Source organism: Novosphingobium sp. Fuku2-ISO-50, from assembly GCF_001519055.1.
In the GTDB taxonomy this organism is placed as follows: Bacteria; Pseudomonadota; Alphaproteobacteria; order Sphingomonadales; family Sphingomonadaceae; genus Novosphingobium.
The window spans coordinates 74,391-100,432 of record NZ_KQ954288.1; the positions used below are offsets into that span (position 1 = coordinate 74,391).

Annotated in this window: 23 protein-coding genes; 5 read left to right on the forward strand and 18 right to left on the reverse strand. The window is 63.5% G+C overall.

Annotated elements, in window-relative coordinates; genetic code table 11:
• Window positions 1-46 precede the first annotated feature (46 nt).
• The 8 genes from ccoS to ccoN form a co-directional block, all read right to left on the reverse strand.
• The gene (gene ccoS, locus AQZ50_RS07570) at window positions 47-244 is read right to left on the reverse strand and encodes a cbb3-type cytochrome oxidase assembly protein CcoS (protein ID WP_067744951.1); all 198 of its coding nucleotides are present in this window, start codon (window positions 242-244) and stop codon (window positions 47-49) included.
• Window positions 245-284: 40 nt separating this feature from the next.
• Window positions 285-2,339, reverse strand: coding sequence for a heavy metal translocating P-type ATPase (locus AQZ50_RS07575; protein WP_369801399.1), 2,055 nt, complete (start codon window positions 2,337-2,339; stop codon window positions 285-287).
• A 104-nt stretch (window positions 2,340-2,443) separates the two neighbouring features.
• A complete protein-coding gene (locus AQZ50_RS07580; RefSeq protein WP_067744956.1) occupies window positions 2,444-2,992 on the reverse strand; it encodes a FixH family protein in 549 nt (182 codons plus the stop codon).
• Window positions 2,989-4,473, reverse strand: a complete 1,485-nt coding sequence (ccoG, locus tag AQZ50_RS07585; RefSeq protein ID WP_067744958.1) for a cytochrome c oxidase accessory protein CcoG — start codon at window positions 4,471-4,473, stop codon at window positions 2,989-2,991. The genes AQZ50_RS07580 and ccoG overlap by 4 nt, the downstream gene beginning before the upstream one ends.
• Before the next feature lie 28 nt (window positions 4,474-4,501).
• Window positions 4,502-5,464, reverse strand: coding sequence for a cytochrome-c oxidase, cbb3-type subunit III (ccoP, locus tag AQZ50_RS07590; RefSeq protein ID WP_067744960.1), 963 nt, complete (start codon window positions 5,462-5,464; stop codon window positions 4,502-4,504).
• On the reverse strand, window positions 5,454-5,627 hold the full coding sequence (locus AQZ50_RS07595) for a CcoQ/FixQ family Cbb3-type cytochrome c oxidase assembly chaperone (RefSeq protein WP_067744962.1): 174 nt from the start codon (window positions 5,625-5,627) through the stop codon (window positions 5,454-5,456). The genes ccoP and AQZ50_RS07595 overlap by 11 nt, the downstream gene beginning before the upstream one ends.
• Window positions 5,624-6,376 (reverse strand): cytochrome-c oxidase, cbb3-type subunit II, encoded by a 753-nt coding sequence (gene ccoO / locus AQZ50_RS07600; RefSeq protein ID WP_067744964.1) that lies wholly within the window; start codon window positions 6,374-6,376, stop codon window positions 5,624-5,626. Before ccoO ends, AQZ50_RS07595 begins: the two co-directional genes overlap by 4 nt.
• A 31-nt stretch (window positions 6,377-6,407) precedes the next feature.
• A complete protein-coding gene (gene ccoN, locus AQZ50_RS07605) occupies window positions 6,408-8,066 on the reverse strand; it encodes a cytochrome-c oxidase, cbb3-type subunit I (RefSeq protein WP_067744967.1) in 1,659 nt (552 codons plus the stop codon).
• Between the two features lie 276 nt (window positions 8,067-8,342).
• On the opposite strand from ccoN, the gene AQZ50_RS07610 reads away from it, so the two are divergent.
• Window positions 8,343-9,047 carry an OmpW/AlkL family protein gene (locus AQZ50_RS07610; protein WP_067744970.1) on the forward strand — a complete coding sequence of 235 codons (705 nt, stop codon included), beginning with the start codon at window positions 8,343-8,345 and terminating at the stop codon, window positions 9,045-9,047.
• 337 nt (window positions 9,048-9,384) lie between these two features.
• Here AQZ50_RS07610 and AQZ50_RS07615 read toward each other — a convergent pair whose 3' ends face one another.
• A complete protein-coding gene (locus AQZ50_RS07615) occupies window positions 9,385-10,080 on the reverse strand; it encodes a Crp/Fnr family transcriptional regulator (protein WP_067744973.1) in 696 nt (231 codons plus the stop codon).
• A gap of 336 nt (window positions 10,081-10,416) precedes the next feature.
• Window positions 10,417-10,902 (reverse strand): flavin reductase family protein, encoded by a 486-nt coding sequence (locus AQZ50_RS07620; protein ID WP_067744976.1) that lies wholly within the window; start codon window positions 10,900-10,902, stop codon window positions 10,417-10,419.
• Window positions 10,903-11,050: 148 nt separating this feature from the next.
• On the opposite strand from AQZ50_RS07620, the gene AQZ50_RS07625 reads away from it, so the two are divergent.
• Complete coding sequence (locus AQZ50_RS07625; protein ID WP_067744980.1) at window positions 11,051-11,425, forward strand: group III truncated hemoglobin; 375 nt, start codon at window positions 11,051-11,053, stop codon at window positions 11,423-11,425.
• Here the strand turns inward: AQZ50_RS07625 and AQZ50_RS07630 are convergent.
• Window positions 11,420-12,679: an MFS transporter gene (locus AQZ50_RS07630; protein WP_231730161.1), complete on the reverse strand. Its 1,260-nt coding sequence runs from the start codon at window positions 12,677-12,679 to the stop codon at window positions 11,420-11,422. The genes AQZ50_RS07625 and AQZ50_RS07630 overlap by 6 nt on opposite strands.
• Window positions 12,680-12,939: 260 nt before the next feature.
• Between AQZ50_RS07630 and aqpZ the strand changes: the two genes are divergently transcribed.
• Complete coding sequence (gene aqpZ / locus AQZ50_RS07635; protein ID WP_067744982.1) at window positions 12,940-13,635, forward strand: aquaporin Z; 696 nt, start codon at window positions 12,940-12,942, stop codon at window positions 13,633-13,635.
• 120 nt (window positions 13,636-13,755) lie between these two features.
• Here aqpZ and lepA read toward each other — a convergent pair whose 3' ends face one another.
• Together lepA and AQZ50_RS07645 are read right to left on the reverse strand one after the other, a co-directional pair.
• Window positions 13,756-15,558, reverse strand: a complete 1,803-nt coding sequence (gene lepA, locus AQZ50_RS07640; protein ID WP_067744984.1) for a translation elongation factor 4 — start codon at window positions 15,556-15,558, stop codon at window positions 13,756-13,758.
• 73 nt (window positions 15,559-15,631) lie between these two features.
• On the reverse strand, window positions 15,632-18,406 hold the full coding sequence (locus AQZ50_RS07645; protein ID WP_082703492.1) for an EAL domain-containing protein: 2,775 nt from the start codon (window positions 18,404-18,406) through the stop codon (window positions 15,632-15,634).
• 274 nt (window positions 18,407-18,680) lie between these two features.
• Between AQZ50_RS07645 and AQZ50_RS07650 the strand changes: the two genes are divergently transcribed.
• Window positions 18,681-19,502: an alpha/beta fold hydrolase gene (locus AQZ50_RS07650; protein ID WP_067744986.1), complete on the forward strand. Its 822-nt coding sequence runs from the start codon at window positions 18,681-18,683 to the stop codon at window positions 19,500-19,502.
• Between the two features lie 77 nt (window positions 19,503-19,579).
• Complete coding sequence (locus AQZ50_RS07655; protein WP_067744987.1) at window positions 19,580-20,905, forward strand: FAD-dependent oxidoreductase; 1,326 nt, start codon at window positions 19,580-19,582, stop codon at window positions 20,903-20,905.
• Here AQZ50_RS07655 and AQZ50_RS07660 read toward each other — a convergent pair.
• The 5 genes from AQZ50_RS07660 to fabD all read right to left on the reverse strand — a co-directional run bounded on the left by AQZ50_RS07660 (window position 20,902) and on the right by fabD (window position 26,027).
• Complete coding sequence (locus tag AQZ50_RS07660) at window positions 20,902-22,323, reverse strand: globin-coupled sensor protein (protein ID WP_067744989.1); 1,422 nt, start codon at window positions 22,321-22,323, stop codon at window positions 20,902-20,904. The two genes, AQZ50_RS07655 and AQZ50_RS07660, sit on opposite strands and share 4 nt — an antisense overlap.
• A gap of 109 nt (window positions 22,324-22,432) precedes the next feature.
• Window positions 22,433-23,551, reverse strand: coding sequence for a DNA polymerase III subunit beta (dnaN, locus tag AQZ50_RS07665; protein ID WP_067744992.1), 1,119 nt, complete (start codon window positions 23,549-23,551; stop codon window positions 22,433-22,435).
• A 235-nt stretch (window positions 23,552-23,786) separates the two neighbouring features.
• On the reverse strand, window positions 23,787-24,317 hold the full coding sequence (locus tag AQZ50_RS07670) for a hypothetical protein (RefSeq protein ID WP_231730162.1): 531 nt from the start codon (window positions 24,315-24,317) through the stop codon (window positions 23,787-23,789).
• A gap of 5 nt (window positions 24,318-24,322) precedes the next feature.
• Window positions 24,323-25,087, reverse strand: coding sequence for a 3-oxoacyl-ACP reductase FabG (gene fabG / locus AQZ50_RS07675; RefSeq protein WP_067744995.1), 765 nt, complete (start codon window positions 25,085-25,087; stop codon window positions 24,323-24,325).
• A 4-nt stretch (window positions 25,088-25,091) separates the two neighbouring features.
• On the reverse strand, window positions 25,092-26,027 hold the full coding sequence (gene fabD, locus AQZ50_RS07680) for an ACP S-malonyltransferase (protein ID WP_067744998.1): 936 nt from the start codon (window positions 26,025-26,027) through the stop codon (window positions 25,092-25,094).
• Window positions 26,028-26,042 lie beyond the last annotated feature (15 nt).

The window sequence follows — 26,042 nt, forward strand, 5'->3', positions numbered from 1 at the left end:
GCGATAGGGCAAATCTTGCCGCCCGGCGTCGCGATGGCCAAACGCGTCACGCCTTGTTCTCCGGAATGGTATCCTCCAGGCTCTTGCCCACATCGGGGCCGGACGGATCATCATCGATCAGGATACGCGCCGCCGCGCCATCGAGATCGGCGAACTGCCCGCGCCGCAGCGCCCAAAAAAACGCGGCAAGGCCAAAAAGCCCCATGCCCAGCGCGATCGGTATCAACATGGCAAGCGAGGTCATCGCGCGAAACCTTCTGCTCGAATTGTCCGGCCCACGCCAATCACCGCGCAGCGCGCGCGAGGCGCAAGGAATTGCCGATAACCAGCAAGGACGAACTGCTCATCGCCACCGCCGCCACCAGCGGCGTCACGACGCCAGCCATGGCCAGCGGCACCGCCAGCAGGTTATAGGCGATCGCCATGCCAAAATTCTGCCGCACCACACGCATCGTCGCGCGCGAAACGGCCACTGCACGCGGCAACGCCAACAGCGAATCGGCAGTAAACACCATATCCGCCGCCTGACGCCCGACATCGCTTGCCGTGCCCGGCGCCATCGAGGCATTCGCCGCCGCCAGCGCGGGCCCATCGTTAAGCCCGTCGCCAACCATCAACACTTTGGCACCGACCTTCTGCAAGGCCGTGATCGCCGCCAGCTTGTCGGCCGGGCTGGCGCCCGCCCGCCCGGGTAGCCCGGTCGCGCGCGTCGCTTCGCTTACCGCCGCCGCATTGTCGCCCGACAGGATCGCACATTCAATCCGCATCGCGCGCAGCCGCGCCAGCGCCTCATCGCAATCGGGGCGCAGGCCATCGGCAAAGCGGATGATCCGCACGGGCCGATCGGCGATCACCAACGCGGTCGCCATGCCCTCGGCCCCGCCCGGACGCCCCAGCGAGACCGTCTGCAAACCCCGGCGCGCTTCGACGCCGCGCCCGGCGACTTCGCTCACCTCATCGAGCGTCGCCGCGCGCACACCGCGCGATGCCAACGCTTTCGACAGCGCCAGCGACAAAGGATGGCGGCTGTGGCTGGCCAGTGCCAGCGCAACCGCAGCTTCGTCGTTGTCCAGCGCATCGAGGCTGGCCGCATCGGCCACCGGCCGACCAAATGTCAGCGTGCCGGTCTTGTCGATCAGCGCGTGATCGACTTCGGCCATGCGTTCGAGCGCCGAGCCGTCCTTGACCAGAACCCCCCGCCGCATCAGCGCGCCCGCCGCAACCACTTGCGCCACCGGCACGGCAAGCCCCAGCGCGCAAGGACACGTGATGATCAGCACCGAAATCGCGATCACGAGCGCGTGATAGACGCCCGCTCCCGCCAGCATCCAGCCGATGAAGGACAGCGCCGCCAGCGTATGCACCGCCGGGGCATAGAGCCGCGAAGCACGGTCGGCGATCCGCACATAATGCGACCGCACTTGCCCCGCCGCTTCCATCAACCGCGCAATCTCGGCCAGCGAGGTATCCTCGCCCGTCGCCGTCACCCGCACATCGACCGGGTTTTCCAGATTGAGCGTTCCTGCCAGTACCAGGCTGTCGACAGCGCCCGGCACAGGCGCGCTTTCGCCGGTCAGCAAGGACTGGTCGAACCGGCTGGCGCCGCGCACGATGGCGCCGTCGGCCGCCAGCCGTTCGCCGGCAGCCACACGCATCACCATGCCGGGAACCAGGTCTGCCGAAGCGGTCCAGTTCGTTGCGCCATCGTCATCGACAACGAGCGCCCCGCCCGGCGCCTGACGCAACAGCGCGTCGACACCCGCGCGGGCGCGATCACGCATCATCGCATCGAGCGCACGCCCGGCCAGCAGGAACAGCAACAGCATCAGCGTGCCGTCGAACCACGCCTCCTTGCCGCCGGTCATCGTCTCATAGAATGACAGCGCCGTGGCCAGGATCACCCCGATCGAGATCGGCACGTCCATGTTGGTCGAAAACGTCCTGAGCGCGGACCACGCCGAAGCAAAGAACGGCCGCCCGGCAAACGCAATCGCCGGCACGCCGATCGCTGCCGAAAGCCAATGAAACAAAAGACGCGTGTTGCCATCGGCCCCGGACCACACCGAGACCGACATCAGCATGACATTCATGCAGGCAAACGCCGCAACCGCCAGCGGCGCGAGCAAAGGGCGCACTGCCGAAACCGGCTCGGCCATCTCCAGGCGCGGCTGTGCCTCAAACCCGACGTGGGCAAGACTGGCAACCAGATCGGGGATGGCGACATCGGCCCGGTGGGCCACCGCGACTTGCCGGGCAGTCAGGTTGACCCGTGCAGAGACGACGCCGTCGAGCCCGCCAAGCGTGCGCTCGACTTTGGCCATGCAGCCGGCGCAATGCATGCCGGGGACAACCAGAACAGTAAGAACCGGTTCTGCAACAGCCGTTTCGTGCACCCCACCCCCGGCCAGTGCCCCGCCGTCCTGGCCGGGCACGGCAGTGCTGCTCATTGCGAGCCTCCGCCGGCCAGTTCGGTCACGTTGTGCAAACGATGCCCGTTGGCTTCGGCCAGGAGATGGACTTGCCAGCGCCCCGACGCCAACGGCGCGACATAGATGCCCGGCGTCGTCTCGACGAAGCGCAAGCCGTGGACCGTCTCATCGCCCAACGGGTGCGTGGCATCGGCAGTCAGCTTTGCCCCGGTGATCGGCTTGCCGTCCCGATCGTTGAAGGCAACGCTCAGGGTGTTGCCCGTCTCGGTCACGTCGACTTTCCAGCCCAGCGCGCGCTCGGCCTTGGCCTCGTCAAGCCAACCGTTGAACCGCTGGCTGGCAACATAGGAGTTTTCAACGACTTCGCCGCTGAACGTCGACAGCGCATAGTGCGCCATCATGACATTGACGGCGATCACCACGCCGAAAAAGGCGACAAGGATGGTCAGCATGTGCCAACCGGTGAACTTGCGAACCCGGCGTTGCGGGGTTTCGTCCGAAGGAGAAAGAGGCGCAGTGCTTTGCTGGGCCGAAATCTGCTGGGACACAGATTGCCTGGTCATTGACCGTTTCCTTCCGGGGTGCTGAATGTCGAATGCGACTGGTCATGCCCTGCTTCGCGATCGGTCGCCTTGAGCTGGAACAAGACCGGGCCCGGCTTTGCCCCCTGCGGGCCCTGCACATAGACACGCAGCCGCATGGTCGTATCCGACGGCACGGTCATCGACAGGCTTTGCTGCGCCATGCGTTCTTCCATGTCGTCGGTAAAGATCAGCGCACCGGGAACGCCGCTGGTGGTCAGGACCACCGGACGCGGACGGTCCTCCATGTTGCGCACTTTGACTGTAAACCCGTCGCGCACAGCCCCGCCCGAAAGCTGGACGAACTCGGGATTGCGATCCTTGGCGACCGACAGCGACAGCCGGGTGCGCGCGCCGAGCATGAACAGCAGCGCAACACCGATCGCCGCCCAGACGGTGAAATAGATCAGGGTACGCGGGCGCAGAATGGTCTTGAGCAAAGGCGTATCGGCCTGGCCATGGGCCTCAAGCTCCGAATCTTCGAGCGTGCAATAGTCGATCAGCCCGCGCGGGCGCCCGATCTGGGCCATCGCGCGGTCGCAGGCATCGATGCACAATCCGCACGTGATGCAGCCCAATTGCGCGCCTTGGCGAATATCGATCCCGGTGGGGCAGACCGCCTCGCACTGATGGCAATCGATACAATCGCCCAGCGGCGACAAGCCCTGGTCGACGAGCCGCTGCGACGCCTTGAGCGAGCCGCGCGGCTCACCGCGCCAGTGCTTGTAAGTGACCAGCAAAGACTTTTCATCGAGCATGGCCGACTGGATACGCGGCCAGGGGCACATATAGATGCACACCTGTTCGCGCATGAAACCGCCAAGCAGGAACGTCGTCAGCGTCAACACGCCAACTGTCGCATAAGCGATGTTATCGGCCGCGCCGGCCCAGAATTCGTGATGCAGCGTCGGCGCGTCGGCAAAATAAAAGATCCACGCGCCGCCGGTCATGAACGCGATCAGAAAATAGACCGACCATTTGAACAGCCGCCGCGCGATCTTGGATGCGGTCCACGGCGCATTTTGCAGGCGCATCTGCGCATTGCGGTCACCGTCGATGAAACGGTCGATATGCTGATAAAGGTCGGTCCACACCGTCTGCGGGCAGGCATAGCCACACCATGCGCGCCCGACGACGGTGGTAACCAGGAACAGCCCGATCCCCGCCATGATCAACAGGCCCGCCACGAAATAGAATTCGTGCGGCCAGATCTCGATGGCGAACATGTAGAAACGCCTATGCGCCATATCGATCAGGACAGCCTGATGGGGGGCATAGGGCCCCCGATCCCAGCGCAGCCACGGTGTCCCCCAATAGACGATCAGGCAAAATGCCATGACCGCCCATTTGAAACGACGAAAGGGGCCATCGATCTTGCGAGGGAAGACTGGGACACGCTTGGCATAGAGATGCTGCGTGTCCGCGTCTTTCCGTTCGGCGAGCTTGGGATCGGGCGCATTCATGATTACGGACTTCTTTCCTGTTCAGCCGTTATTTGGCGGCTGTCGGAGCGGCAGGAGCCGCAGCACCGGGCGTGGCTTCACCACCACCCAGCGAGTGGACATACGTGGCAAGCATCTTGACCGTGACCGGATCAAGCCGCTGACCCCAGGCCGGCATCACGCCATAACGGGCGTTGGTCACCGTTTCGGTCAACGTGGCGCGGTCGCCGCCATAGAGCCAGATCGCATCGCTGAGGCGCGGAGCCCCGACGGCGCGACCGCCTTCGCCGTTGGCGCCGTGGCACACGGCACAGTTCTGGGCAAAGATCGCCGAGCCGCGCTGTGAAGCGGCGGACGCCGGATCCTGCTTGCTGATCACGCGGACAAAGCTGACCACGTCCTGCACTTGCGCCGGGGTAAGAATGCCGTCGCGACCAAATGCGGGCATCTGGCTCGACCGCGTGGCGTCATCGCCCGGATAGCGGATGCCATGCTGCAGCGTCTGATAGATCGCGCCGATGTCACCACCCCACAGCCAATCGTCGTCGTTGAGGTTGGGAAAGCCCTTGCCCCCAGCCGCACCGGCGCCGTGGCACTGTACGCAGTTCTGCTTGAAAGCGGCCCGACCACCTTCGATCGCGGCGCGTTGCAGCTTGGGATCCTTGGCCAGATCCTCGATCGAGGTCGCCGCAATCGCCGCGCGCATCGCTGCACGACCGGCATCGGCATCCTTCATCTCGGCAGCCAGCGATCCCCGGCTCGACCAGCCGAGCATCCCCGCTGACGCCGAATGGCGACCGGGAATGGCCGGATAGGCGATGACATAGCCGATCGCAAAGAGGATGCAGATATAGAACAGGATCAGCCACCAGCGCGGCAACGGATTGTCGAGTTCCTCGATCCCGTCCCATTCGTGGCCGACAGTGTGAACCCCGGTGGCCTCGTCAAGACGAGCCCCGTGCCCGGAATTGTGCGCGGAATGGGTGCCGCCATCACCATGATCATTCGCCATCGTTCTCATCCTCGAAGATCGAGTTGGCGGCCTCGCTGGCTTCGGCGCGTGCGCCTGGCCGAAACGGCCAGAGGCACAGCACCAGGAACACCAGCGCCATTACAGCGAGACCCCAGCTATCAGCCAGCGCGCGAAGCGTGTTGTAGGTCGATGCGGCGTTCATCGGCCCTTCTCCCTCGCAAGCTGTTCCTGAGCGGCCGGCGCATTGATGTCGACCATGGTGCCCAGAACCTGAAGATAGGCGATCAGCGCGTCCATTTCGGTCAACCGCTTGGGGTTGCCATCAAAATCACGCGCCTGCGCCTTGGGATAGCGCTTTTTCAGATCGGTAGCGTCCGCGTCGGGATCGGCCTGCGCCTTGAGGTCGTCGTTGGCCTTGGCGATGTCTTCCTTGGTATAGGGGACACCGACCAGCGACAGCGTCTTGGTTTCGGCCTTCATGTCGCCGGCATTCAGTTCATGCTCTGCCAGGAACTGATACGTCGGCATGATCGATTCCGGCACGACCGAACGCGGATCCTTCAGATGCTGGACATGCCAGGCATCCGAATACTTGCCGCCGACGCGCGCCAGATCGGGCCCGGTGCGCTTCGATCCCCACTGGAACGGGTGATCGTACATCGATTCCGCAGCAAGGCTGTAGTGGCCATAGCGTTCGACCTCGTCACGGAACGGACGGATCATCTGGCTGTGACACAGATAGCAGCCTTCGCGGATATAGATGTCGCGACCTGCCTGTTCGAGCGGGGTGTAGGGCCGCATGCCCTGTACTTTCTCGATCGTGTTATCGATCCAGAACAGCGGGGCGATTTCGACGAGGCCGCCGATGGTCACCGCGCCGAAGGCCAGGACGGCGAGCAATGTGATATTGCGCTCGACCATCTTGTGCCGCTGAAGGAAATTGAGTGCCATTGTTTTTTACTCCTTCACCTGGTGCCCGGGATCACAGGGCGCTGGCCGGCTTCAACGGCACGTCCTTGGCGGGGTTGAAGGGAGTCTCACCAAGCGGGGTCTCATCGCGGAGCGCGTGACCAAGAATGGTGCGGGTGATGTTGTAGGTCATGATCGTCGCACCCGAGAGGTAGAGCAGCCCGCCAAAGGCGCGCAGCACATACATCGGATGGACCGCCGCAACGGTTTCGGCGAACGAGTTCACCAAGTAGCCGTCGGGGCCATATTCACGCCACATCAGGCCCTGGGTAACGCCTGCCACCCACATCGAGGCCGCGTAGAACACGATCCCCAGCGTCGCCAGCCAGAAGTGCCAGCCGACCATGCGCAGCGAATAGAGGCGCGGACGGTTCCACAGGCGCGGCGTCAGGTAATAGAGCGACCCGAAAGTGACCATGCCGTTCCAGCCCAGCGCACCCGAATGCACGTGACCGATCGTCCAGTCGGTATAGTGCGAGAGCGAATTGACCGTCTTGATCGACATCATCGGCCCTTCGAACGTGCTCATGCCGTAAAAAGCGAGGCTCATCACGAACATGCGCATGATCGGATCGGTGCGCAGCTTGTCCCAGGCGCCGTTGAGCGTCATGAGACCGTTGATCATGCCCCCCCAGCTCGGCATCCACAGCATGATCGAGAAAACCATGCCCAGCGTCTGCGCCCAGTCGGGCAGAGCGGTGTAATGGAGGTGGTGCGGACCTGCCCAGATATAGAGGAAGATCAGCGCCCAGAAGTGAATGATCGACAGGCGATAGGAATAGACCGGACGCTCGGCCTGCTTCGGCACGAAATAATACATCATGCCAAGGAAACCGGCGGTCAGGAAAAAGCCCACCGCGTTATGACCATACCACCACTGGATCAGCGCGCTCTGCACCCCGCCGGCAAGCGGGATCGACCGGCTGCCGAAAAAGCTGACCGGAATGGCGGCATTGTTCACGAGGTGAAGCATGGCCACAGTCAGGATGAACGACAGATAGAACCAGTTGGCGACATAGATGTGCGGTTCGGACCGCTTCAGGATCGTACCGACAAAAACCGCAAGGTAGGACACCCACACGATCGTCAGCCACAAGTCGACGTACCATTCGGGCTCGGCGTATTCCTTGCCCTGCGTAACGCCCATCAGATAGCCCGTAGCGGCCAGCACGATGAACAGCTGATATCCCCAGAACACGAAACGGGCGAGGCCAGGGAAGGCCAGCCTCGCCCGGCACGTGCGTTGCACCACGTAAAACGACGTGGCGATCAGCGCATTGCCGCCGAAGGCGAAGATGACCGCAGATGTGTGCAACGGCCGCAAACGACCGAAGTTGATATATTCAAATCCGAGATTGAGCGCCGGAAATGACAGCTCAAGCGCGATGTAAAGCCCGGCCAGAAAACCGGCCATGCCCCAGAACACTGTGGCAATGACGCCCCAGCGGATGATTTCGTCGTCGTATTTCCCCTGATCGGGCGAACGCAGAATGCCACGCGAGATGGCATCCACATTCGTCCCGCGCAATGTGGCGATCAAGCCGATACCGGCGGCCAATGCGCAAATTGCCATGTGGACCCCGAAAGCCCAGTCCACTGACAATGCACATGCCACGACGGCAAGGACGAGCGCGGCGAAAAATGCGCCTGCTCGCAATACTACCATTTCCATGGAGCCTTCCCTTCCATGCAGTTTTCGATGATCGGCCCTGCGCGCCGGGCCCCCACCCCGCATTGACACCGGTCAATTCCAACGAGGCGCCATAAAGGGGTGTACCATCAAGGGTTGCACAATCGCAACACTACCTGTCCGGCGAATACGGGGGCGGACGAATTTTGCGCTTCGTCAATGCTGGCGATTCGGGGATGACGCATCAGCACGCCAACGCCGCGGGCTAAAGAACGCGCCAACGAGGGGTTGGCCAACCGCGGCGGCAGGAAGTGTCACATGAAAAAGATCCTTCGCCGTACACTGGGCCTCTGCCTGGCCGCTCCCGTTCTCGCCGCCGCCGTTCCGGCCTTTGCCGACGATGCGCCCGCCGGGAAGTGGCAAGTCAAGCTGCTGTACACCGCCGTCCTCGCCGACGGCAAAATCAGCGAAGTAAAGTCGATCAACTCGGGTCTGGCCGAAAATGCCGCGTTTGCCTCGCCGCAGACTTATGCGAGCAACAACGCCTTCACCCCGACTCTCGCGGTCGAATACTTCTTCACGCCGAACATCTCGGTTGAAACCATTGCCGGTATCACTGCGCACCACGTCAATGGCAGCGGTTCGCTCGACGGCACCAATCTGGTCAACCACGTGATGATCATTCCGGCAACCTTGACCGCGAAGTATCATCTGCCGCTCGGCCCGATCAAGCCCTATGTCGGCGTCGGCCCGACCTGGTTCCTCGTCATGGGCGAACGTCCCGGCGACACGGCTGCTGCGCTGGGCGTGACCAAGACCTCGCTGTCGAGCCAGATCGGCGTCGCGGTTCAGGCCGGTGTCGACGTTCCGATCGGCAAGACCCCCTATAGCCTGAGCTTTGACGCGAAGAAGTATTGGGTCGGCACCACCGCGCATTTCTATGCCGGCGATACCGATGTGCTGACCACCACGCACAAGCTGAATCCCTGGGTGCTGAGCGCGGGCGTCGCCTACCGCTTCTGATCCAGGCTTCGAGATAGAGGGGCAAGGGGATCGCAGCCGTCATCGACGGGGGCGCCCCTTCCCCCCCTTTCGAAATCCCCGGTGTCATCCCCGGGGAAGGCGGGCGGAACGCGCTGGAGTCTGGGATCCTCCGGCCGCGTTCCGCCCGCCGCTTTTTGTGCGGCGCCTTGGTCGTGCACGTTTCTGCACCCAATCCGCGTTCTAAATTGAATGCGAGGGGCCCAGTCGCGCGACGCGACATTCCGACAATCGAATTGCTGTTCGGCGGCAGCACTTTGAGGCTGGCGCCAAGGTTACCGTGCCCGCACCATTTACCCGCAGTCGCCGGTCACGGATTTCAGCCCGCCAAGGCCTCAAGCGCGCCGCGATCGATCACTTCCACTTCGCGCCGCGAAGGCAGGCCGATAACCCCATCCTGCTTGAGCCTGGTAAACTGACGGCTGACCGTCTCGATAGTCAGACCCAGCAAATCGGCAACTTGCTGACGTGAAAACGGCAGCGTGAACAGCCGTGCCGGTGTGCGGACCGGCGAACAGCCCACATCCCCAAACCGGTCGGACATATCGAGCAGGAATGTCGCGATCTTTTCCGATGCGGTCTTGCGGCCAAGCAGCATCATCCACGACCGGGTGCGATCGAGTTCTGCCAGCGTGCGTTCGAGCAGCTTGTGTTCAAGTTCGGGATGTTCGCGGGCAAAACGATCGAAATCGTTGCGGGCAAATACGCAGACCCGTGCATCGGTCAGCGCGACGACACTTGCCCGGCTGGTCTGGCCAAAAGGTCGACCGATGAAATCCGCCGGATAGGCAACACCGACGATCTGTTCGCGTCCATCTTCGGTCGAAGTGGTCAGCTTGAGCACACCTTCGATCACATTGGCGACGAGCAGCGAATCATCGTCTTCCCAGATCAACGGCTCTCCGGCTGCGACGCTGCGCCGTCGCCCCATCGTATTGAGCGCCCCAATCTCGCGATTGTCGAGTCCAGAGCAAATCGCTCGATTTCGTACGACGCAGGTTTCACAAGTTGACATGCGCGCCGATGTACCAAAACTTTAGCCCCCCGACAATTATACGTTTGATCGACATCGTGCACAAACATGCGCGATCCAAAAAAACGGGGCGGCCGGGGTTACCGACCGCCCGAGTTGGGGAGAAATCGGCGGAAGGGAAGTCGATCGAGGGTGGTGATCAGTTCCCTTCCGTCGAAGAGACAGTTCGCAGACGCGGCCGCAACAGGCGTTGACCAAGGTCAAAAGCGGAGCAAAAAATATTGCATACGCAAAATGCCCTGCACCCGCGCCGTTAGGGCAACCGGCATTCGCGCAGGGCATCAGCCATAACCTGATGATAAAATAACCTCTGACCGATCAAGCGGGCAGTTCGGCCAGGTCGTGATATTGCCCGCCAAAAAACAACAACGGCGTCCCGACATCGCGTCTGCCGAGCGCCTCGACTGCACCGACGACGAGGTAATGATCGCCCACTTCGTCCACGCGTTCGATCGAGCAATCGATCCACACGATGGCGTTTTCCAGCAATGGCTGACCCGACGGCGTGTGGCCATGGGCAAGGTCGGCAAACTTGTCTTCGGCACGCGCCGCGAATCGGCGGCACACGTCCAATTGGTCCGATCCCAGCACATTGACGCAGAACCGCCCGATCGGCGCGATCTGCGCCCACGAGCGCGAGCGCCGATCGGGAAAAAAGCCGACCAACGGCGGATCGAGCGAAATCGACGTGAAGGAGCCGATCACCAGTCCACGCCTTTGCCCCTCGGCATCGACTGCGGTGATCACGACGACGCCGGTCGGATAGGCGCCAAGCACGGTGCGAAAAAGGGCAGGATCGATCATCGGCGCAGAAGTGTCGCGAAGCCCGGCTCGGGTCAACCACCTATCTGCCCATGTGTCCGGATAGCCCGGGCGCCTTCATCGCCACATAGGCGCGCTCCGTCTCGCGGGGTTTGGCGATCCGGTCTTGGCCTGCCATAGCGCGCGAATCATGACCGGGCACGACCATCACCAGCGCAGCGAACGGATCGCCGAAGAGGATCTCGTCGAAATGGTCGGACGATTCTATGCCCGCGTGCGCCGCGATGCCTTGCTCGGCCCGGTGTTCGATCATGGCGTGCATGACTGGAACCGTCATCTGCATCGCCTTGTCGCATTCTGGTCTTCGGTGATCAACGGCACCGGGCGCTATCGCGGCGATCCGATGGCGATCCACGCGGCGCAGGCGATCACGCCGCAGATGTTCGATCGCTGGCTGGGTTTATGGCGCGAGACCACCATGGCCGTGCTCGATCCGCCGAGCGCCGCGTTGATGCAGGAACGCGCGGAACGCATGGCCGACGCGATCAGGCGACACATTTCATAGCGGCTCTACGAATCTCGGCGCCGTCTCCGGCATCATCCACAAGATCGGCACCACCGCCGCCGCGACCGCCGCGATCATCGCCCCCGGCGCCCAGGCCCCGCCGGTCAGCGCGATCGAGACATGCGCGAGCCAGGGCGAAACCCCGCCAAACAGGGCCGTGGCAGAGGTCGCGCCCAGCGCCAGCCCCGACAACCGCACACGGCTTGAAAACTGTTCTGCCGTGGCCGAGGCGGCAACCGCGCTCCACGCCCCGCCAATCGCCGCGAGCACCAGCGCCCCGCCCAGCGCGAGCATGATCCCGCCATGCGCCATGACCGGAAACAGCAGCGTCGGCATGACCGCTGCGGCAATGGCAATCCCGATCAGCAAAGGCCGCCGTCCATAGCGGTCGGACAGCGCGCCGGCGATCGGCGTAACCGCAATGACCATCAGCGCAGCAAGCGTCGACAGCCCCAGCGCCGCCCCCTCGCCCATCGCCCCGGTCGCAACCAGAAACGCCGGAACATAGGAGATGCCGACATAATAGCTGATCGATCCCAGCGCAGAGATGCCAAACCCGCGCAAGACCCCGGCCCGCTCTGCCCCCGCCGCGCGCCCCAGCGGATGCGCGGCCAGATCGCCCTGCGCCTCATGCGCCAGAAATTCGGGCGATTCCGCCATTCGCGACCGCCCGACCCAGATCATCCCCGCCAGCCCCGCGCCGATCGCAAACGGCACGCGCCAACCCCAGGTTTCAAGCGCAGCGGGCGAAAACCACAAGACCGTGGCCGCGCTCACCGCTGCGGCAACCAGGGCCCCGACTTCGCTTGCCGCAGAAGCCAACGACGCGACCAGACCCCGCCGACCGGGAACCGCGCCTTCGACAAGATAGGCGACAACCCCGGTATATTCGCCGCCGACCGCAAAAGCCATCACGCAGCGCAAGGCAAGCAGCAACCACCCCGCCAATGGCCCCGCCACTGCGCGCGTCGGCAGACATGCGGTCAGCGCCATGGCCAGCGTCATCACCGCCATCGACACCATCATCGCCCGCCGCCGCCCATGCCGATCGCCATAGACGCCCAGCACCAACGCGCCCAGCGGCCGCATCAGATAGGCAATCGCAAACCCCGCCAGCGCAAGCGCCAGCGAACGCTCGCCCCCGCCGTAAAACACGCGGGCAAGGACCGTGACGAAATAGAGATAGAGCGTAAAATCATACCATTCGACCACGGTGGAAATGGCAGCGATGGCCATCGACGCGGGCGGGACCATCGCCTGTCTCATATCGACGGCATGAGTGCCGGGCCGCTGAGAGGATTTCGGTAAAGTCCTTGGCACAGGATACAGCCCCTCAGGTTCACACGGAGCTTTGCGGTCAGGCACGACTGCGTCAAGCGCGATCGCGCGCCGTGGGGGGCCGGGCCCCGCGATCCGCCGTCGCTTTGCCCATCTCCATACTGCCCATCTCCATTCCGGTTGTCGTCATGATTAATGATTGATAAACTCGTCCTTACTTCAAGGGGAGGCAGGCCATGCGTCGTAAACTGGCAGCTGAATTTTTCGGGACCTTCTGGCTCGTATTCGGCGGATGCGGATCAGCGGTATTGGCGGCAGCATTTCCGGCACTGGGGATCGGCTTTGCCGGTGTTGCATTGGCTTTTGGCCTGACTGTCATGACCATGGCCTATGCCGTGGGCGGTATTTCCGGCGGACATTTCAATCCCGCCATTTCGTTGGGACTGGCCGTCGCCGATCGCTTCGCGTGGAAGGATCTCTTTCCCTACTGGATCGCACAAGTGTTCGGCGCCGTTATTGCCGCAGCCGCGCTCTATGCCATTGCTTCGGGCAAGCCCGGCTTTTCCCCCGGCGGCTTTGCCTCCAACGGCTATGGCGATCTTTCGCCCGGTCACTATTCGCTGATTGCGGCCTTGCTGATCGAAGTCATTCTGACGGCGGGTTTCCTGATCGTCATTCTCGGTGCGACATCGCGGGCGGTCCCTGCCGGATTTGCGCCGATCGCCATCGGACTGGCCTTGACGCTCATTCACCTGATCTCGATTCCGGTGACAAACACTTCAGTCAACCCGGCCCGCTCGACCGGTGTCGCGCTTATCGCGCAAACCGCCGCGCTGGGCCAGTTGTGGCTGTTCTGGCTCGCGCCGCTGGCAGGCGCAGTGATCGGCGCCCTGATCTGGCGCCATCTGCTGGCCGGCGACACAGAGGCCTGATACCGAGGGGCCTGATACCGAGGGGCCTGATACCGAGGGGCCTGATACCGAGGGGCCTGATACCGACCGCAGGCGCCCCCAATCCCGCTTCCGCATGATTGGGGGGTTTTCCCTGCGCGCTTACTCCTCGCCCATCCGCAGCGCGGCGATAAACGCTTCCTGCGGGATCTGGACGCTGCCGTATTCGCGCATGCGCTTTTTGCCTTCCTTCTGTTTTTCCAGAAGTTTCTTTTTGCGGCTGATGTCACCGCCATAGCATTTGGCGGTGACGTCCTTGCGCAAGGCGGCAATGGTTTCGCGGGCGATGACTTTTGCGCCGATCGCGGCCTGGATCGGAATCTTGAACATGTGGCGCGGGATCAGATCCTTGAGCCGTTCGACCAGCCCGCGGCCGCGCGCGTCTGCCTGGGTACGGTGGACGATCATGCTCAGCGCGTCGACCGGTTCGTTGTTGACGAGGATGTTCATCTTGACCAGATCACCCTCGCGCAGGCCGATCTGTTCGTAGTCAAAGCTGGCATAGCCCCGGCTGATCGATTTGAGCCGATCGTAGAAATCGAACACCACTTCGTTGAGCGGCAATTCGTAGTTCACTTGCGCCCGGCCACCGACATACGTCAGCCCGATCTGAATGCCGCGCCGATCCTGACACAGCTTCAGGATCGAGCCGAGATATTCGTCGGGGGTATAGATCGTCGCCTTGATCCACGGCTCTTCCATGGTCGCGATCCGCGCCGGATCGGGCATGTCGGACGGGTTGTGCAGCTCCTGCGTCGATCCGTCGGTCATGCTCAGGCGATAGACCACGCTCGGCGCGGTGGTGATCAGATCGAGGTCGTATTCGCGGCTCAGCCGTTCCTGGATGATTTCCAGATGCAACAGCCCGAGGAAACCGCAGCGAAAGCCAAAGCCGAGCGCAGCGCTGGTTTCCATTTCAAAGCTGAAGCTGGCGTCGTTCAGGCGCAGCTTGCCGATCGAATCGCGCAGCTTTTCGAAATCGGCGGCATCGGTCGGAAACAGCCCGCAGAACACGACCGGCTGCACTTCCTTGAAGCCGGGCAGCGCCTGGGTCGCCCCGCCCTTGACCGTGGTGATCGTGTCGCCGACCCGCGCCTGCGCCACTTCCTTGATCTGCGCGGTGATAAAGCCGACTTCGCCCGGCCCGAGTTCGGCCAGTTGTTCGATCTTGGGCCGCATGCAGCCGACCCGATCGACCAGATGTTCGGTATCGCCGGCCATGAAGCGGATCTGCAGCCCCTTGCGGATCACGCCGTCGATGATCCGCACGAGAATGACGACGCCCAGATAAGGGTCGTACCACGAATCGACCAGCATCGCCTTCAGCGGCGCGTTGCGATCGCCCTTGGGCGGCGGGATGCGCGTGACGATCGCTTCGAGCACTTCGGAAATGCCGATGCCCGATTTGGCGCTGGCGAGCACCGCGTTGCTGGCGTCGAGCCCGATCACATCCTCGATCTGTGCCTTGACCTTTTCGGGCTCGGCGGCGGGCAGATCGATCTTGTTGATCACCGGCACGATCTCGTGATCATGCTCGATCGATTGATAGACGTTGGCCAGCGTCTGCGCCTCGACCCCTTGCGCCGCGTCGACCACCAGCAGCGCGCCTTCGCACGCGGCGAGGCTGCGGCTGACTTCGTAGGCAAAGTCGACGTGGCCGGGCGTATCCATCAGATTGAGCTGATAGGTCTTGCCGTCCTTGGCCGGATAATCGAGCCGCACGGTCTGCGCCTTGATGGTGATGCCGCGTTCGCGCTCAATGTCCATGTTGTCGAGCACTTGCGCGGACATCTCGCGCTCGGTCAGCCCGCCGGTGAACTGAATCAGGCGGTCGGCCAGAGTCGATTTGCCATGGTCGATATGGGCAATGATGGAAAAGTTACGGATCAGCGCGAGTTCGGTCATCCGCGCGCGTTAGCAGCGCGACCGGCCACTGTCATCATGCACGATAAATCCATCATGCACGATAAACCCGTTTTCATCCCGCCCGGCGGTTCGGCACTTCGACGGTCGCCCCGCCGGGCGTTGCCGGGGCCACCCGCCGGTTGCGGCGCGCGGTGATGATGGCGATGCGCCCGGTCTCGTCGAGTTCGAGCGGAACCGAAAACTCGATGCCCATGCGATCTTCCTCCGACCAGCGCGCGGTCGCGGTGACGACATGCCCGTCGGCCAGATGGATGCGAAACACCGTGCCGCCGGGGACATTGCGCACCCCTTCGACCAATGCGCCGGTCTGGCTGATATTGCGGACATTGGCTTCATAGCTGTGCCCGCCGTGTTCGAGCACGACGCGGCGCAGAATCGATTGGCGCAGGGCTCGCGCCGCGCGTGGGCCGCGCGCGATTGCCACCAGCCCGCTGCCAAGCCGATCGAGCGCCGCCTGTGCCGACAGCGGGCGTTCATAGATATAGCCCTGAACATGGCTGCACCCGAGCAGGCGGACGAGATCCAGCTCGTCGAGTGTTTCCACGCCTTCGGCCGTGGTTTCCATGTTGAGCGCCTCGGCCAGGCTGACGATCGAGGCGATGATCGCCCCGTTGCGGCTGCCGGGCTGGGTCGCGCCGCGCACAAACGACTGGTCGATCTTGATCTTGTCGAACGGCGCCTTTTTCAGATAGCCAAGCGAGGAATAGCCGGTTCCGAAATCATCAAGCGCGAGCCGCACCCCGATCCGCTTCAACGCGCGGAACATCGCATCGGTGCCGTCATCGTCGTTGATGAACACGCTTTCGGTGATTTCGAGCTCAAGCCGGTCGGGATCGGCCTGCGCGGCGGCAAGCGCACTGGTGACGATCCCCGGCAATGCCGGATTGGCAAACTGCAGCGGCGAGACATTGACCGCGACGCGCACGTTTTCCGGCCATTTCGCCAGATCCATGCATGCCTGGCGCAGCGCCCATTCGCCGATCTGCGCGATGAGCCCTGCATCTTCGGCGATGGGAATGAACTTGGCGGGCGAAACAAAGCCCTGATCGGGGTGATTCCAGCGCAGCAGCGCCTCAAACCCGGTGATTTTCTCGGTCGTGGTCTGCACCACCGGTTGGTAATAGAGTTCAAGCTGGCCCAGCGCGAGCGCGTCGCGCAAGTCCTCTTCGAGCTGGCGCCGCTCCTCGGCATCGCTGTGCAAATCGGCAGCATAGAAATGAAACCGCCCACGCCCGGCATCCTTGGCCGCATAAAGCGCAAGGTCGGCATTGCGCACCAGCGCCTCGCTCGTCACGCCGTCATCGGGCGCGATCGCAATCCCGACCGAGGCGCCGATCATCACCCGCCCCCCGTCGAGATTATAGGGCTGCGACAGGCTTTCGATGACATGCGCGGCGATCTGCGCCAGCATGGTGCGCTCGATCCGACCCGGCAGGATGATCTCAAATTCGTCACCGCCGAGCCGCCCGACGCGCCCGGCCGAGCCAACCCCGCGTTCGAGACGCTGCGCCACTTTCTTGAGCAACTGGTCGCCCGCAGGGTGGCCGAGTGTGTCGTTGACTTGCTTGAACCGATCGAGATCGATCAGGAACACCGCGCAGGCGCGTTGCTGCACTTGCGGCGCGACCAGAATCTTTTCGAGCGATTGCGACATGAAAAACCGGTTCGACAGACCGGTCAGCGAATCGAAATGGGCCAGCCGCGACACATGCTCCTGTGTGCGGCGACGCTCGGTCAGGTCTGCGCCCGATCCCCGAAAGCCCTGGAAATTGTCGAACGTGTCGTAAATCGGTCGCCCGGTGATCGCCCACCAGCGTTCTTCGTCCCTCGTTGCCGCGCGCACGACCAGATCGCTGAAGCTCGACCGCGCCGAAAGGTGAAATGTCAGCGTGCGTTCGCCCCGGTTGCCCGACTGGCCGGCAATCTGTTCGTCGAGCTGAAACAGGTCAGACAGCGGTCGGCCTTCCAGATCGTCGGGCGTGCGGCCCAGCAAATCGGCCACCGGGGCGGAGACATACAGGATATTTCCGCGTCGGTCGGTCTCCCAGAACCAGCCCTGTCCGGTCTCTTCGTAATCGGCGAGAATCTCCTGGGCGCGGGTCTGTTCGCGCGCGGCGTCCTGCAGCCGTTCGTGCTCGGCAAGGTCTATTTCGTGCTGGCGCGCAAAGGCGATGCTGCCGATCGCGGCGCCGATGATCGTCGCCAGGATGCCGCCCATGGGCGAAACCACCCAGGTCACCGCCGACCACATCGCCACCTGCCCGCACAGCAATCCGGCCAGCCGGCCCGACTGGATCGTCGTGGCAATCAGCGCCACGCTAACCAGTACCGCCATGGCCTGAAGCCAGGGAAGCGCGCCCCCTTGCGCCCAGTGCGCAATGCCCCAGCCATAGCCGAACATCGGTGCGACAATCATCACCGCCACCATGGTCGCGCGCTCGGCCTTGCCGTGCATGGCATGATCCATTTTCCCGACCAGTTGCGCCGACAGCGTCAGCAACGCCGCAAACAGCGCGACCAGCGGCGAGAGCCAGTCGGCAAAGGCATGATCGGCCAGCGCCGGAATCGCCACGCCCAGCCCCATCGGCAGCGCGATATGCCACCATTCGGCTGCGATCAGACTGCGATGATGCGACGAACCGAACAGGAATCGGGCGCCCGCCGCGCCCAGGGCAAGACTATCACCGCGTTCGCGCCGCGGCCGGCTGCGGGCAAAGGCCCGCGACGCCTGCTTCCGATTGCCCTCATCCAGGCCGGGCTCACGCACAGCGGCTCGGGGCCCTCCACGGGCCCGGTTAACGCTGTCGTGTCCATTCGGCTCGGTCATGACGACAGCGAATGCCCTCTGCGGCTTTGACAAAGGGTTAAGCCCCACCCCGTTGTAACCGACAAATTTTTCCGGATGCCCTTGTTTATACGCCCTGTTTACCAAACCTCGCGCAGGCGGATCATCGCCGGCTCGCAAACGTCCCGGAACGATACAGCGCCGCCCCATCGGCCGCCGACCGACAGGCCGGTGGCAATGCCGATCGAGGCGAGGTAAAGGGGCGCCCGACGGCCATGGGGCCCGGCACGACCAAAAGGCATTTCCCGGAAGCATCATGGATAGTAACCATACCGCAAAGTCAGCCGAAAAGGGCTCGACCGGCAGCTTCTCGATGATCGGGGTCGCCGGTCGGCGCTTGCGCGTCGGGCAGTGGCATGTCGGAGCTGGCGGAACCCCCTTGTTCATGCTGAACGGCATCGGCATGAACATGGAAATGCTCGAACCCGTGGCGCGGCGACTGAAGCATCGTCGGCTGATCAGCGTCGACATGCCGGGCATCGGGCATTCGCCCGATCCGATCTTTCCCTATACGATCGGGCAAATGGCGCTGACGCTGGCAGCCCTGCTCGATCGGCTGAAAATCGATGCCGTCGACATGCTCGGAATCAGCTGGGGCGGCGCGCTGGCGCAGCAGTTCGCGTTTCAGCACCGCGCACGGACCCGGCGGCTTGTCCTGGCGGCAACGTCGCCCGGCAATATCATGGTGCCGGGCAATCCGGCGATGGTCGGCCATATGCTCGATCCCATGGAATACAGCGTCGAAGCGGCGCTGCGGCGCAATCTCGCCACGTTGTACAACGGTGGGGGCTCCGGGCGGGTCTCGCTCAATGCGGCCAAGGCCCCCTCGCCGGCCGGCTGGGCGTGCCAGCTTGCCGCCTTTGCCGGATGGACCAGCGCGCCGTTCCTGCCGCTGCTGTCGCTGCCGGTCATGGTCATGGCCGATAACGAAGATCAGCTGATCCCGGTTTCCAACGCCCATTTTCTGCACAACGCGATCCCTCACAGCCGGCTCGAACTGTCCGAAGGCGGCGGGCACTTGTTCATGCTGTCGCATCCCGACCGGTTTGCCGAACTGGTCGAAGAATTCCTCGACTAGGATCGTGTCTGCGCTAGCATGCGTCATCCGGGACTTCGCGCCAGACGGAGCCCGGCCCAATCAAGCGGGAAGAGCGTATGCCGGACATTGCCATCGTCGGATCGGGACCAGCGGGATACTATGCCGCAGAGGCGGCGCAAAAGATCTGGGGAGATGCCGCCCGGATCGACATCATCGATCGTCTGCCAGTGCCCTATGGCCTCATCCGCAGCGGGGTTGCGCCTGATCACCAGTCGATCAAGGCCGTCGCGCGCCGCTATGAAGCGACTGCCCTTTCGGGCAACGTGCGCTTCTGCGGCCATGTCGACATCGGACGCGACATCGCGATCGGCGATCTGGCGCAATGCTATGATGCGGTCGTGCTCGCCACCGGCGCGCCGGGCGACCGGCCGCTGGCAATCCCCGGCGATCAGGCCGGCAATGTCTTCGGCAGCGCCGCCTTTGTCGGCTGGTACAATGGCCATCCCGATTTCGCCGCGCTCGATCCCGACTTGTCGGGCGGCACGGCGGTAGTCATCGGGATGGGCAATGTCGCGCTCGACGTCGCACGAATCCTGGCCAAGACACGCGCCGAATTCGCCGGAAGCGACATCGTCGCCCATGCGCTCGACCGGATCGATGCCGGACGTCTCGACCGGATCGTCATTCTCGGTCGGCGCGGCCCGCACCAGATCATGATGACTCCCAAGGAACTGGGCGAACTGGCCCACCTGACGCGCGCCATCCCGCGCGTCGATCCGGCCGACCTGCCGCCTGCCGACGACGATGCCATGCTAGAGCCGGGTCAGCGCAAATCGGTCGTCCAATTGCGCGCTTTTACCGAAAACCACGGGCGCAACGAGCCGGGCCGCATTCCGATCGACTTCGTGTTTTGCGCAGCGCCACACGCGATCGAGCCCGGCCCCGATGGCAAAGTCACCGCCATGGAAGTCGAGGAAACCCGGATCGATCAGGGGCGCCCGATCGGCACCGGCGTCATCCGGCGCATTCCCGCAAGCCTCGTGATCAGTTGCATCGGGTATCGCACCACGCCGATCCCCGATGTCCCGTTCGATGATCGCGCCGGGCGCTTTGCCAATGTCGACGGCTTTATCAGTCCGGGGCTCTACTGTGTCGGCTGGGCGCGGCGCGGCCCTTCGGGGACGATCGGCACCAACCGGCCCGATGGCTATGCCGTGGTCGAACGGATCGCCGCCGATTTGTCGGATGCCGCAGCGCGCGGAGCACTGCCCGCCCGATCGGGCCGCGCCGGATTCGACGCGCTGGCCCGCGCACGGGGGCTCGATGTGATCGGCTTTGACGATTGGAAACGGATCGAATCTGCCGAAACCGACCGCGCCCGCGCCGATGCCCCGCGCGAAAAATTCGTCGTGATCGGCGATATGATCGCCGCGCGCAGCTAGGCAGCGCGGCGCGCAATGGACTCCGCGCCGGGTCGTTCCATACGGAACATGCCGACCTGGCCTTTCAGGTGATCGGCCGCGCTGGCCAGGCTGCGCGCTGCGGCATTGGCCTGTTCGACCATGGCGGCGTTATGCTGGGTCATCACGTCGAGTTCGCTGACCGTTTCGCGCACTTCGCGGATCTGGCTGGCCTGTCCTTGCGCCGTGGATGCGATCGTGCTGGCCAGATCGGCGATTTCGCCCACTTTGTCGACGATCCGGGCGAAGGTGTCCCCCGTTTGGCCAACGAGGTCAACGCCACGTTCGACCTGGATCGAGCTTGCGCCGATCAGCTTCTTGATGTCGAGCGCGGCATCGGCGCTGCGCTGCGCCAGCGCCCGCACTTCGGTCGCGACGACGGCAAAGCCGCGCCCGGCCTCCCCCGCGCGTGCCGCCTCAACTCCGGCGTTGAGCGCAAGAAGGTTGGTCTGAAAGGCGATGCCGTCGATCACCGCAACGATCTTGCCGATTTCCTGCGCCGACCGATGAATGTCGTTCATCGCCGCAACCGCCTCACCGACGACATGGCCGCCGGTTTGCGCATCGCCGTGCGCCTCCTGTACCGATTCGTGCATGTGCGAGGCATCGCATGCAGTCTGCCCGACGCTGGCGGCAAGCCCGGTCATCGCCGCCGAGGCTTCTTCAAGGCTGGCCGCCTGATGCTCGGTCCGCATGGCCAGATCGTCCGACGCCTGCCGGATTTCGCGCGCACCGGCATCGACCTGCGCGGCATTGTCGGCGACATTGGCGAGCGCCGCGCTGACTTTGCCGCGCATGCCTTCAAAATCGCGCTGCAGATCCTCGAAACCGGACGGCAAGCTGGCGAGCCGGCTCGCGAAATCGCCGTCCGTCATCGCCGACAGCGCCTCGCTCAGCGCGGCAATCACGCCCGATCGACGTTCGGCCTCGACTTCGAAATAGGTCGACAGCGCGACTTCCATGTCGAACAGCGCCATCTTCAACAGACTGCCGATGGATTCGCCCAATCCTTTGCCCAAGGGACCGAACGTATCGCGCGCCATGGCCTGCACGACATCGTCAAGCACCGATGCATAGGCGCCGATATACCATTGCGGATCGAGCCCGATGCGCGCGTGGACGCGGCCGATCTGCGTTGCGGAGTTGAGATAAGTCTGATCGGGCTGGCCCGAAAACATGTGTGCCCAATGTTCGACCTGTTTGGTCCGGGCATGATCCATCGCAGTCGGCGAAGCGAAAAAGCCCGCAGTCCGCGGCGTAGCTGAAATCCGCTGGTACAGCCGTTCCAGCGCTTTTGCACCATGGCGGCGCATCGTCCGGCCAATACGCCCAAAGCGACCGAAATCGGCTGCATTCAAGCTGAAAAAATGGAGTTTCGCTTCAACACTCAAAGAGGTCATCTCGCGGCAATCCTAAGGTGGGGGGTGCCGCTTGAATATACTAACCATCGGAAAGATCGTCACAAACCGCATTACGCAGAGTGACGTAATCCTTCCGTAGGGCTTGAAATCACACCCGCATGGGCATCAGCACATAGAGCGCGGCCGATTTGTCATCCTTGCGGATCAACGTCGGCGCACTGGCGTCGGCGAGATGCAATTCGACAATATCGCCATCGATCTGGCTGAGAATATCCTTCAGGTAATTGGCATTGAAGCCGATCTCGAAACCGGCCGAGCGGTAATCGGCAGGGACTTCTTCCGCCGCAGTGCCGTTGTCAGGGCTGGTCACCGACAGCGTGACGCGATCATTGTCGAGCGCCATCTTGACTGCACGGGTCTTTTCGGTGGCGATCGTCGCAACGCGATCGACACCTTCGAAAAAGGCGCGCGGATCGAGCCGCAACAGCTTGTCATTGCCGGTCGGGATGACCCGGTTGTAATCGGGGAACGTGCCGTCGATCAGCTTGCTCGTCAGCACCACACCGAATTCGCCGCCAAGGGTAAAGCGCACTTTGCTCGCCGACAAGTCGATGAGGACATTGGTGTCGAGCACGTCTTCGAGCAGTTTGCGCAATTCGCCCACGCATTTGCGCGGGATGATCACGTCGGGCATGCCCTCCGACCCTTCGGGCCGTGCCAGCGTATAGCGCGCCAGACGGTGACCGTCGGTCGCCGCCGCCTTCAACACGTCGTCGCTGACATGAAAGAAGATACCGTTGAGATAATAGCGGGTTTCTTCGGTCGAGATGGCAAACCGCGTGCGGTCGATCATCTCGGCCAGCGTGCGCGCCGGGATCTCGAAGCTGGTCGGCAGATCGCCTTCGACGATCACCGGAAAATCGTCGCGCGGCAGCGTCGGCAACTGGAACCGGCTGCGCCCGGCCTTGACCACCATGCGGTTGTCGGCGGTTTCGAGGCTGACTTGCGACCCGTCGGGCAATTTGCGCGCGATGTCGAACAAGAGGTGCGCCGAGACGGTGATCGCGCCGGGAACTTCGACCGAAACCGCGGGCATCGATTCGATGATCTGCAGGTCAAGGTCGGTCGCCATCAGCTTGACCGTGCCGTCGAGCGCCGCGTCGATCAACACGTTCGACAAAATCGGAATCGTGTTGCGCCGCTCTACCACCGACTGAACATGGGACAGACAGCGCAGCAGCGTCGCGCGTTCGATGGTCGCCTTCATTCTCGTCTCGATCCCTCGGTCATGCCATCCGGGTCGGTGCAATCCGGGCGCCACAGCCCAGCCTGTCCGACTGACTTGCAGGTAGCCCTTGCGCGCGGACTCGCGCAAGGAGTTGGTGCGATTTCGGACCACCTTCCATAACCGCGCGGAATGCCTTCGCAAGCGCCGACAATGCCGCGCGTTGCGAAGCTGTGCATAAATTGCCCTAAAACCGATTCGATCGGCCCGAATCCGGTCAATCGAGGTCGCGCAACCCGTCAAACATGTTTGCCGTGGCGATGATCCAGGCCGTGATCAGGCCCCAGCCGTCAGACGTGATTTTCGCCGGATCGTGCCCTGCGGACCCCATCGCTGCCGCAACGAGGCGCAGATCGCCCTGGGTGACCTTTTCGGCGGGGTTGTTGGCATTGCCCGGCCCGATGTCGAGCGCCTGATCGATCACCGCCGAGGGGAGCCCTGCCGCCGTCAACCGCGCATCGAGCACATCGCGGCCCATCCGGCCGATGACATAGATGTAATAGGCATCGCGCTGACGCGGGGTCAGGAACTGATCCTCGGCACAAGCATCGGTCAGCGCGCGCACTTCATCGAGCGCGGGCTTGCCCCGTTCGCCGTCGCGGCTGAGAATGACATCGGCGACGCGCGCATCAAGCCCGGCGGGCGCCGCCTGCAAGGCACAGGCCAGCGCTTCGGGCGGGCGGGCCTGAGCCTGCCCGGCGATCAGCAACGCGCCCATCACCGCCGCAAACCGTCCCGCCCGAACCATCGCAATCAGGACAACATCGCCATGCCGCCATTCACATGCAGCGTCTGGCCGGTGACATAGCCCGCCTCGCGGCTGGCAAGATAGGCGACTGCCGCGCCGATATCTTCGCCCTCGCCCATGCGGCCCATCGGAATGCGCGCGTTGAGCGCCTCTTTCTGCGCCTCGGGCAGGACGTCGGTCATCGCCGTGCGGATGAAACCTGGGGCGACACAATTGACCGTGATGCCCCGGCTGGCCAATTCCTGGCCCAGCGATTTCGACATGCCGACCAGGCCCGCCTTGGCTGCGGCATAGTTGGCCTGCCCCGGATTGCCGGTCGCGCCGACGACACTGGTGATGGAGATGATGCGGCCATGGCGCGCCTTCATCATCGGCCTTGCAGCGGCCCGCATCAGGCGAAACGCGGCTTCGAGATTGACGCGGATGACCTGATCCCAATCCTCGTCCTTCATCCGCATGATCAGATTGTCGCGCGTGATCCCGGCATTGTTGACCAGAATATCGATCTTGCCGAGCGTATCGATCGCGGCGGGCACAAGGTGTTCGACCGATTCGGCCTTTGACAGGTCGCACGTGATCTCGACATGATCGTGACCGTAGGTCTCGTTCAATTCCTCGCGAAATGCGCGCAGTTTTGCCGCATTGGTCCCCGACAGCGCCAGCCGTGCCCCCTGCCGCGCCAGCGCGTGACAGATCGCCGAGCCGATGCCGCCCGCAGCCCCCGTAACCAGCGCGGTCCGACCGGTCAGATCGAAAAGACGGTGTTCCATGTCCTTAAAGCTCCTTCACGAGCGCTTCGATGTCGGCCATCGTCACGACGCTGGTGATCGAAACGTCGGCCAGGGTGCGCGCAATCATCGGCCCCAGCACTTTGCCGCCCAATTCGACGAACTGATCGACGCCCGCCGCGCCCATCGCAAGGGCGCTTTCGCGCCAGCGCACCCGGCCGGTCACTTGTTCGACAAGCAGCCGGGCAATCTCGGCCGGATCGGTCACCGGCGCTGCGGTGACATTGGCGAACAGCGTCACCGCCAGCGAACGCGGCGCCGTTGCGGCCAGCGCCTCGGCCATGGCATCGGCGGCAGGCTGCATCAGCGGGCAATGGAACGGCGCCGAAACCGGCAGCAGCACGCCCCGCTTGATGCCGTATTCCTTGACCAGCGCAACGGCGCGCTCGATCGCACCCTTGTGCCCCGACAGGACGACTTGCGTCGGATCGTTATCGTTGGCCACGGTGCAGACTTCGCCTTCTGCCGCCGCTTCCGCCAGAGCCGTCGCCTTGGCAATATCGGCGCCCAGCAGCGCGGCCATCGCGCCCACGCCCACGGGCACCGCAGCCTGCATCGAACGCCCGCGCAGTTTCAGCAAGCGCGCGGTATCGGCCAGCGAAAAAGCTCCGGCGGCACACAGCGCGGTATATTCGCCCAGACTGTGCCCGGCGACGAAATCACATGTGTCGGCGATCGCGATCCCGGCTTCCTTTTCGAGCACGCGCAGCACGGCAATGGCATGGGCCATGATCGCCGGTTGCGCGTTTTCAGTCAGGGTCAGCTGATCATCGGGGCCTTCGGACATGATCCGGAACAGCTTTTGCCCCAGCGCGTCATCGACTTCCTCGAACACTTCGCGCGCGGCGGTGCTGGCCGCAGCCAGTTCCACGCCCATGCCGACTTTCTGGCTGCCCTGCCCCGGGAAAACGAATGCTCGCATCGTGTCTCTCTCTGT

Bases quoted from the DNA above. Each gene is read 5' to 3' on its own strand.
- ccoS (WP_067744951.1), bottom strand. From the start codon at position 244: ATGACCTCGCTTGCCATGTTGATACCGATCGCGCTGGGCATGGGGCTT.
- AQZ50_RS07575 (WP_369801399.1), bottom strand. From the start codon at position 2,339: ATGCATTGCGCCGGCTGCATGGCCAAAGTCGAGCGCACGCTTGGCGGG.
- AQZ50_RS07580 (WP_067744956.1), bottom strand. From the start codon at position 2,992: ATGACCAGGCAATCTGTGTCCCAGCAGATTTCGGCCCAGCAAAGCACT.
- ccoG (WP_067744958.1), bottom strand. From the start codon at position 4,473: ATGAATGCGCCCGATCCCAAGCTCGCCGAACGGAAAGACGCGGACACG.
- ccoP (WP_067744960.1), bottom strand. From the start codon at position 5,464: ATGGCGAATGATCATGGTGATGGCGGCACCCATTCCGCGCACAATTCC.
- AQZ50_RS07595 (WP_067744962.1), bottom strand. From the start codon at position 5,627: ATGAACGCCGCATCGACCTACAACACGCTTCGCGCGCTGGCTGATAGC.
- ccoO (WP_067744964.1), bottom strand. From the start codon at position 6,376: ATGGCACTCAATTTCCTTCAGCGGCACAAGATGGTCGAGCGCAATATC.
- ccoN (WP_067744967.1), bottom strand. From the start codon at position 8,066: ATGGAAATGGTAGTATTGCGAGCAGGCGCATTTTTCGCCGCGCTCGTC.
- AQZ50_RS07610 (WP_067744970.1), top strand. From the start codon at position 8,343: ATGAAAAAGATCCTTCGCCGTACACTGGGCCTCTGCCTGGCCGCTCCC.
- AQZ50_RS07615 (WP_067744973.1), bottom strand. From the start codon at position 10,080: ATGTCAACTTGTGAAACCTGCGTCGTACGAAATCGAGCGATTTGCTCT.
- AQZ50_RS07620 (WP_067744976.1), bottom strand. From the start codon at position 10,902: ATGATCGATCCTGCCCTTTTTCGCACCGTGCTTGGCGCCTATCCGACC.
- AQZ50_RS07625 (WP_067744980.1), top strand. From the start codon at position 11,051: ATGACCGGGCACGACCATCACCAGCGCAGCGAACGGATCGCCGAAGAG.
- AQZ50_RS07630 (WP_231730161.1), bottom strand. From the start codon at position 12,679: ATGGTCCCGCCCGCGTCGATGGCCATCGCTGCCATTTCCACCGTGGTC.
- aqpZ (WP_067744982.1), top strand. From the start codon at position 12,940: ATGCGTCGTAAACTGGCAGCTGAATTTTTCGGGACCTTCTGGCTCGTA.
- lepA (WP_067744984.1), bottom strand. From the start codon at position 15,558: ATGACCGAACTCGCGCTGATCCGTAACTTTTCCATCATTGCCCATATC.
- AQZ50_RS07645 (WP_082703492.1), bottom strand. From the start codon at position 18,406: ATGACCGAGCCGAATGGACACGACAGCGTTAACCGGGCCCGTGGAGGG.
- AQZ50_RS07650 (WP_067744986.1), top strand. From the start codon at position 18,681: ATGGATAGTAACCATACCGCAAAGTCAGCCGAAAAGGGCTCGACCGGC.
- AQZ50_RS07655 (WP_067744987.1), top strand. From the start codon at position 19,580: ATGCCGGACATTGCCATCGTCGGATCGGGACCAGCGGGATACTATGCC.
- AQZ50_RS07660 (WP_067744989.1), bottom strand. From the start codon at position 22,323: ATGACCTCTTTGAGTGTTGAAGCGAAACTCCATTTTTTCAGCTTGAAT.
- dnaN (WP_067744992.1), bottom strand. From the start codon at position 23,551: ATGAAGGCGACCATCGAACGCGCGACGCTGCTGCGCTGTCTGTCCCAT.
- AQZ50_RS07670 (WP_231730162.1), bottom strand. From the start codon at position 24,317: ATGGTTCGGGCGGGACGGTTTGCGGCGGTGATGGGCGCGTTGCTGATC.
- fabG (WP_067744995.1), bottom strand. From the start codon at position 25,087: ATGGAACACCGTCTTTTCGATCTGACCGGTCGGACCGCGCTGGTTACG.
- fabD (WP_067744998.1), bottom strand. From the start codon at position 26,027: ATGCGAGCATTCGTTTTCCCGGGGCAGGGCAGCCAGAAAGTCGGCATG.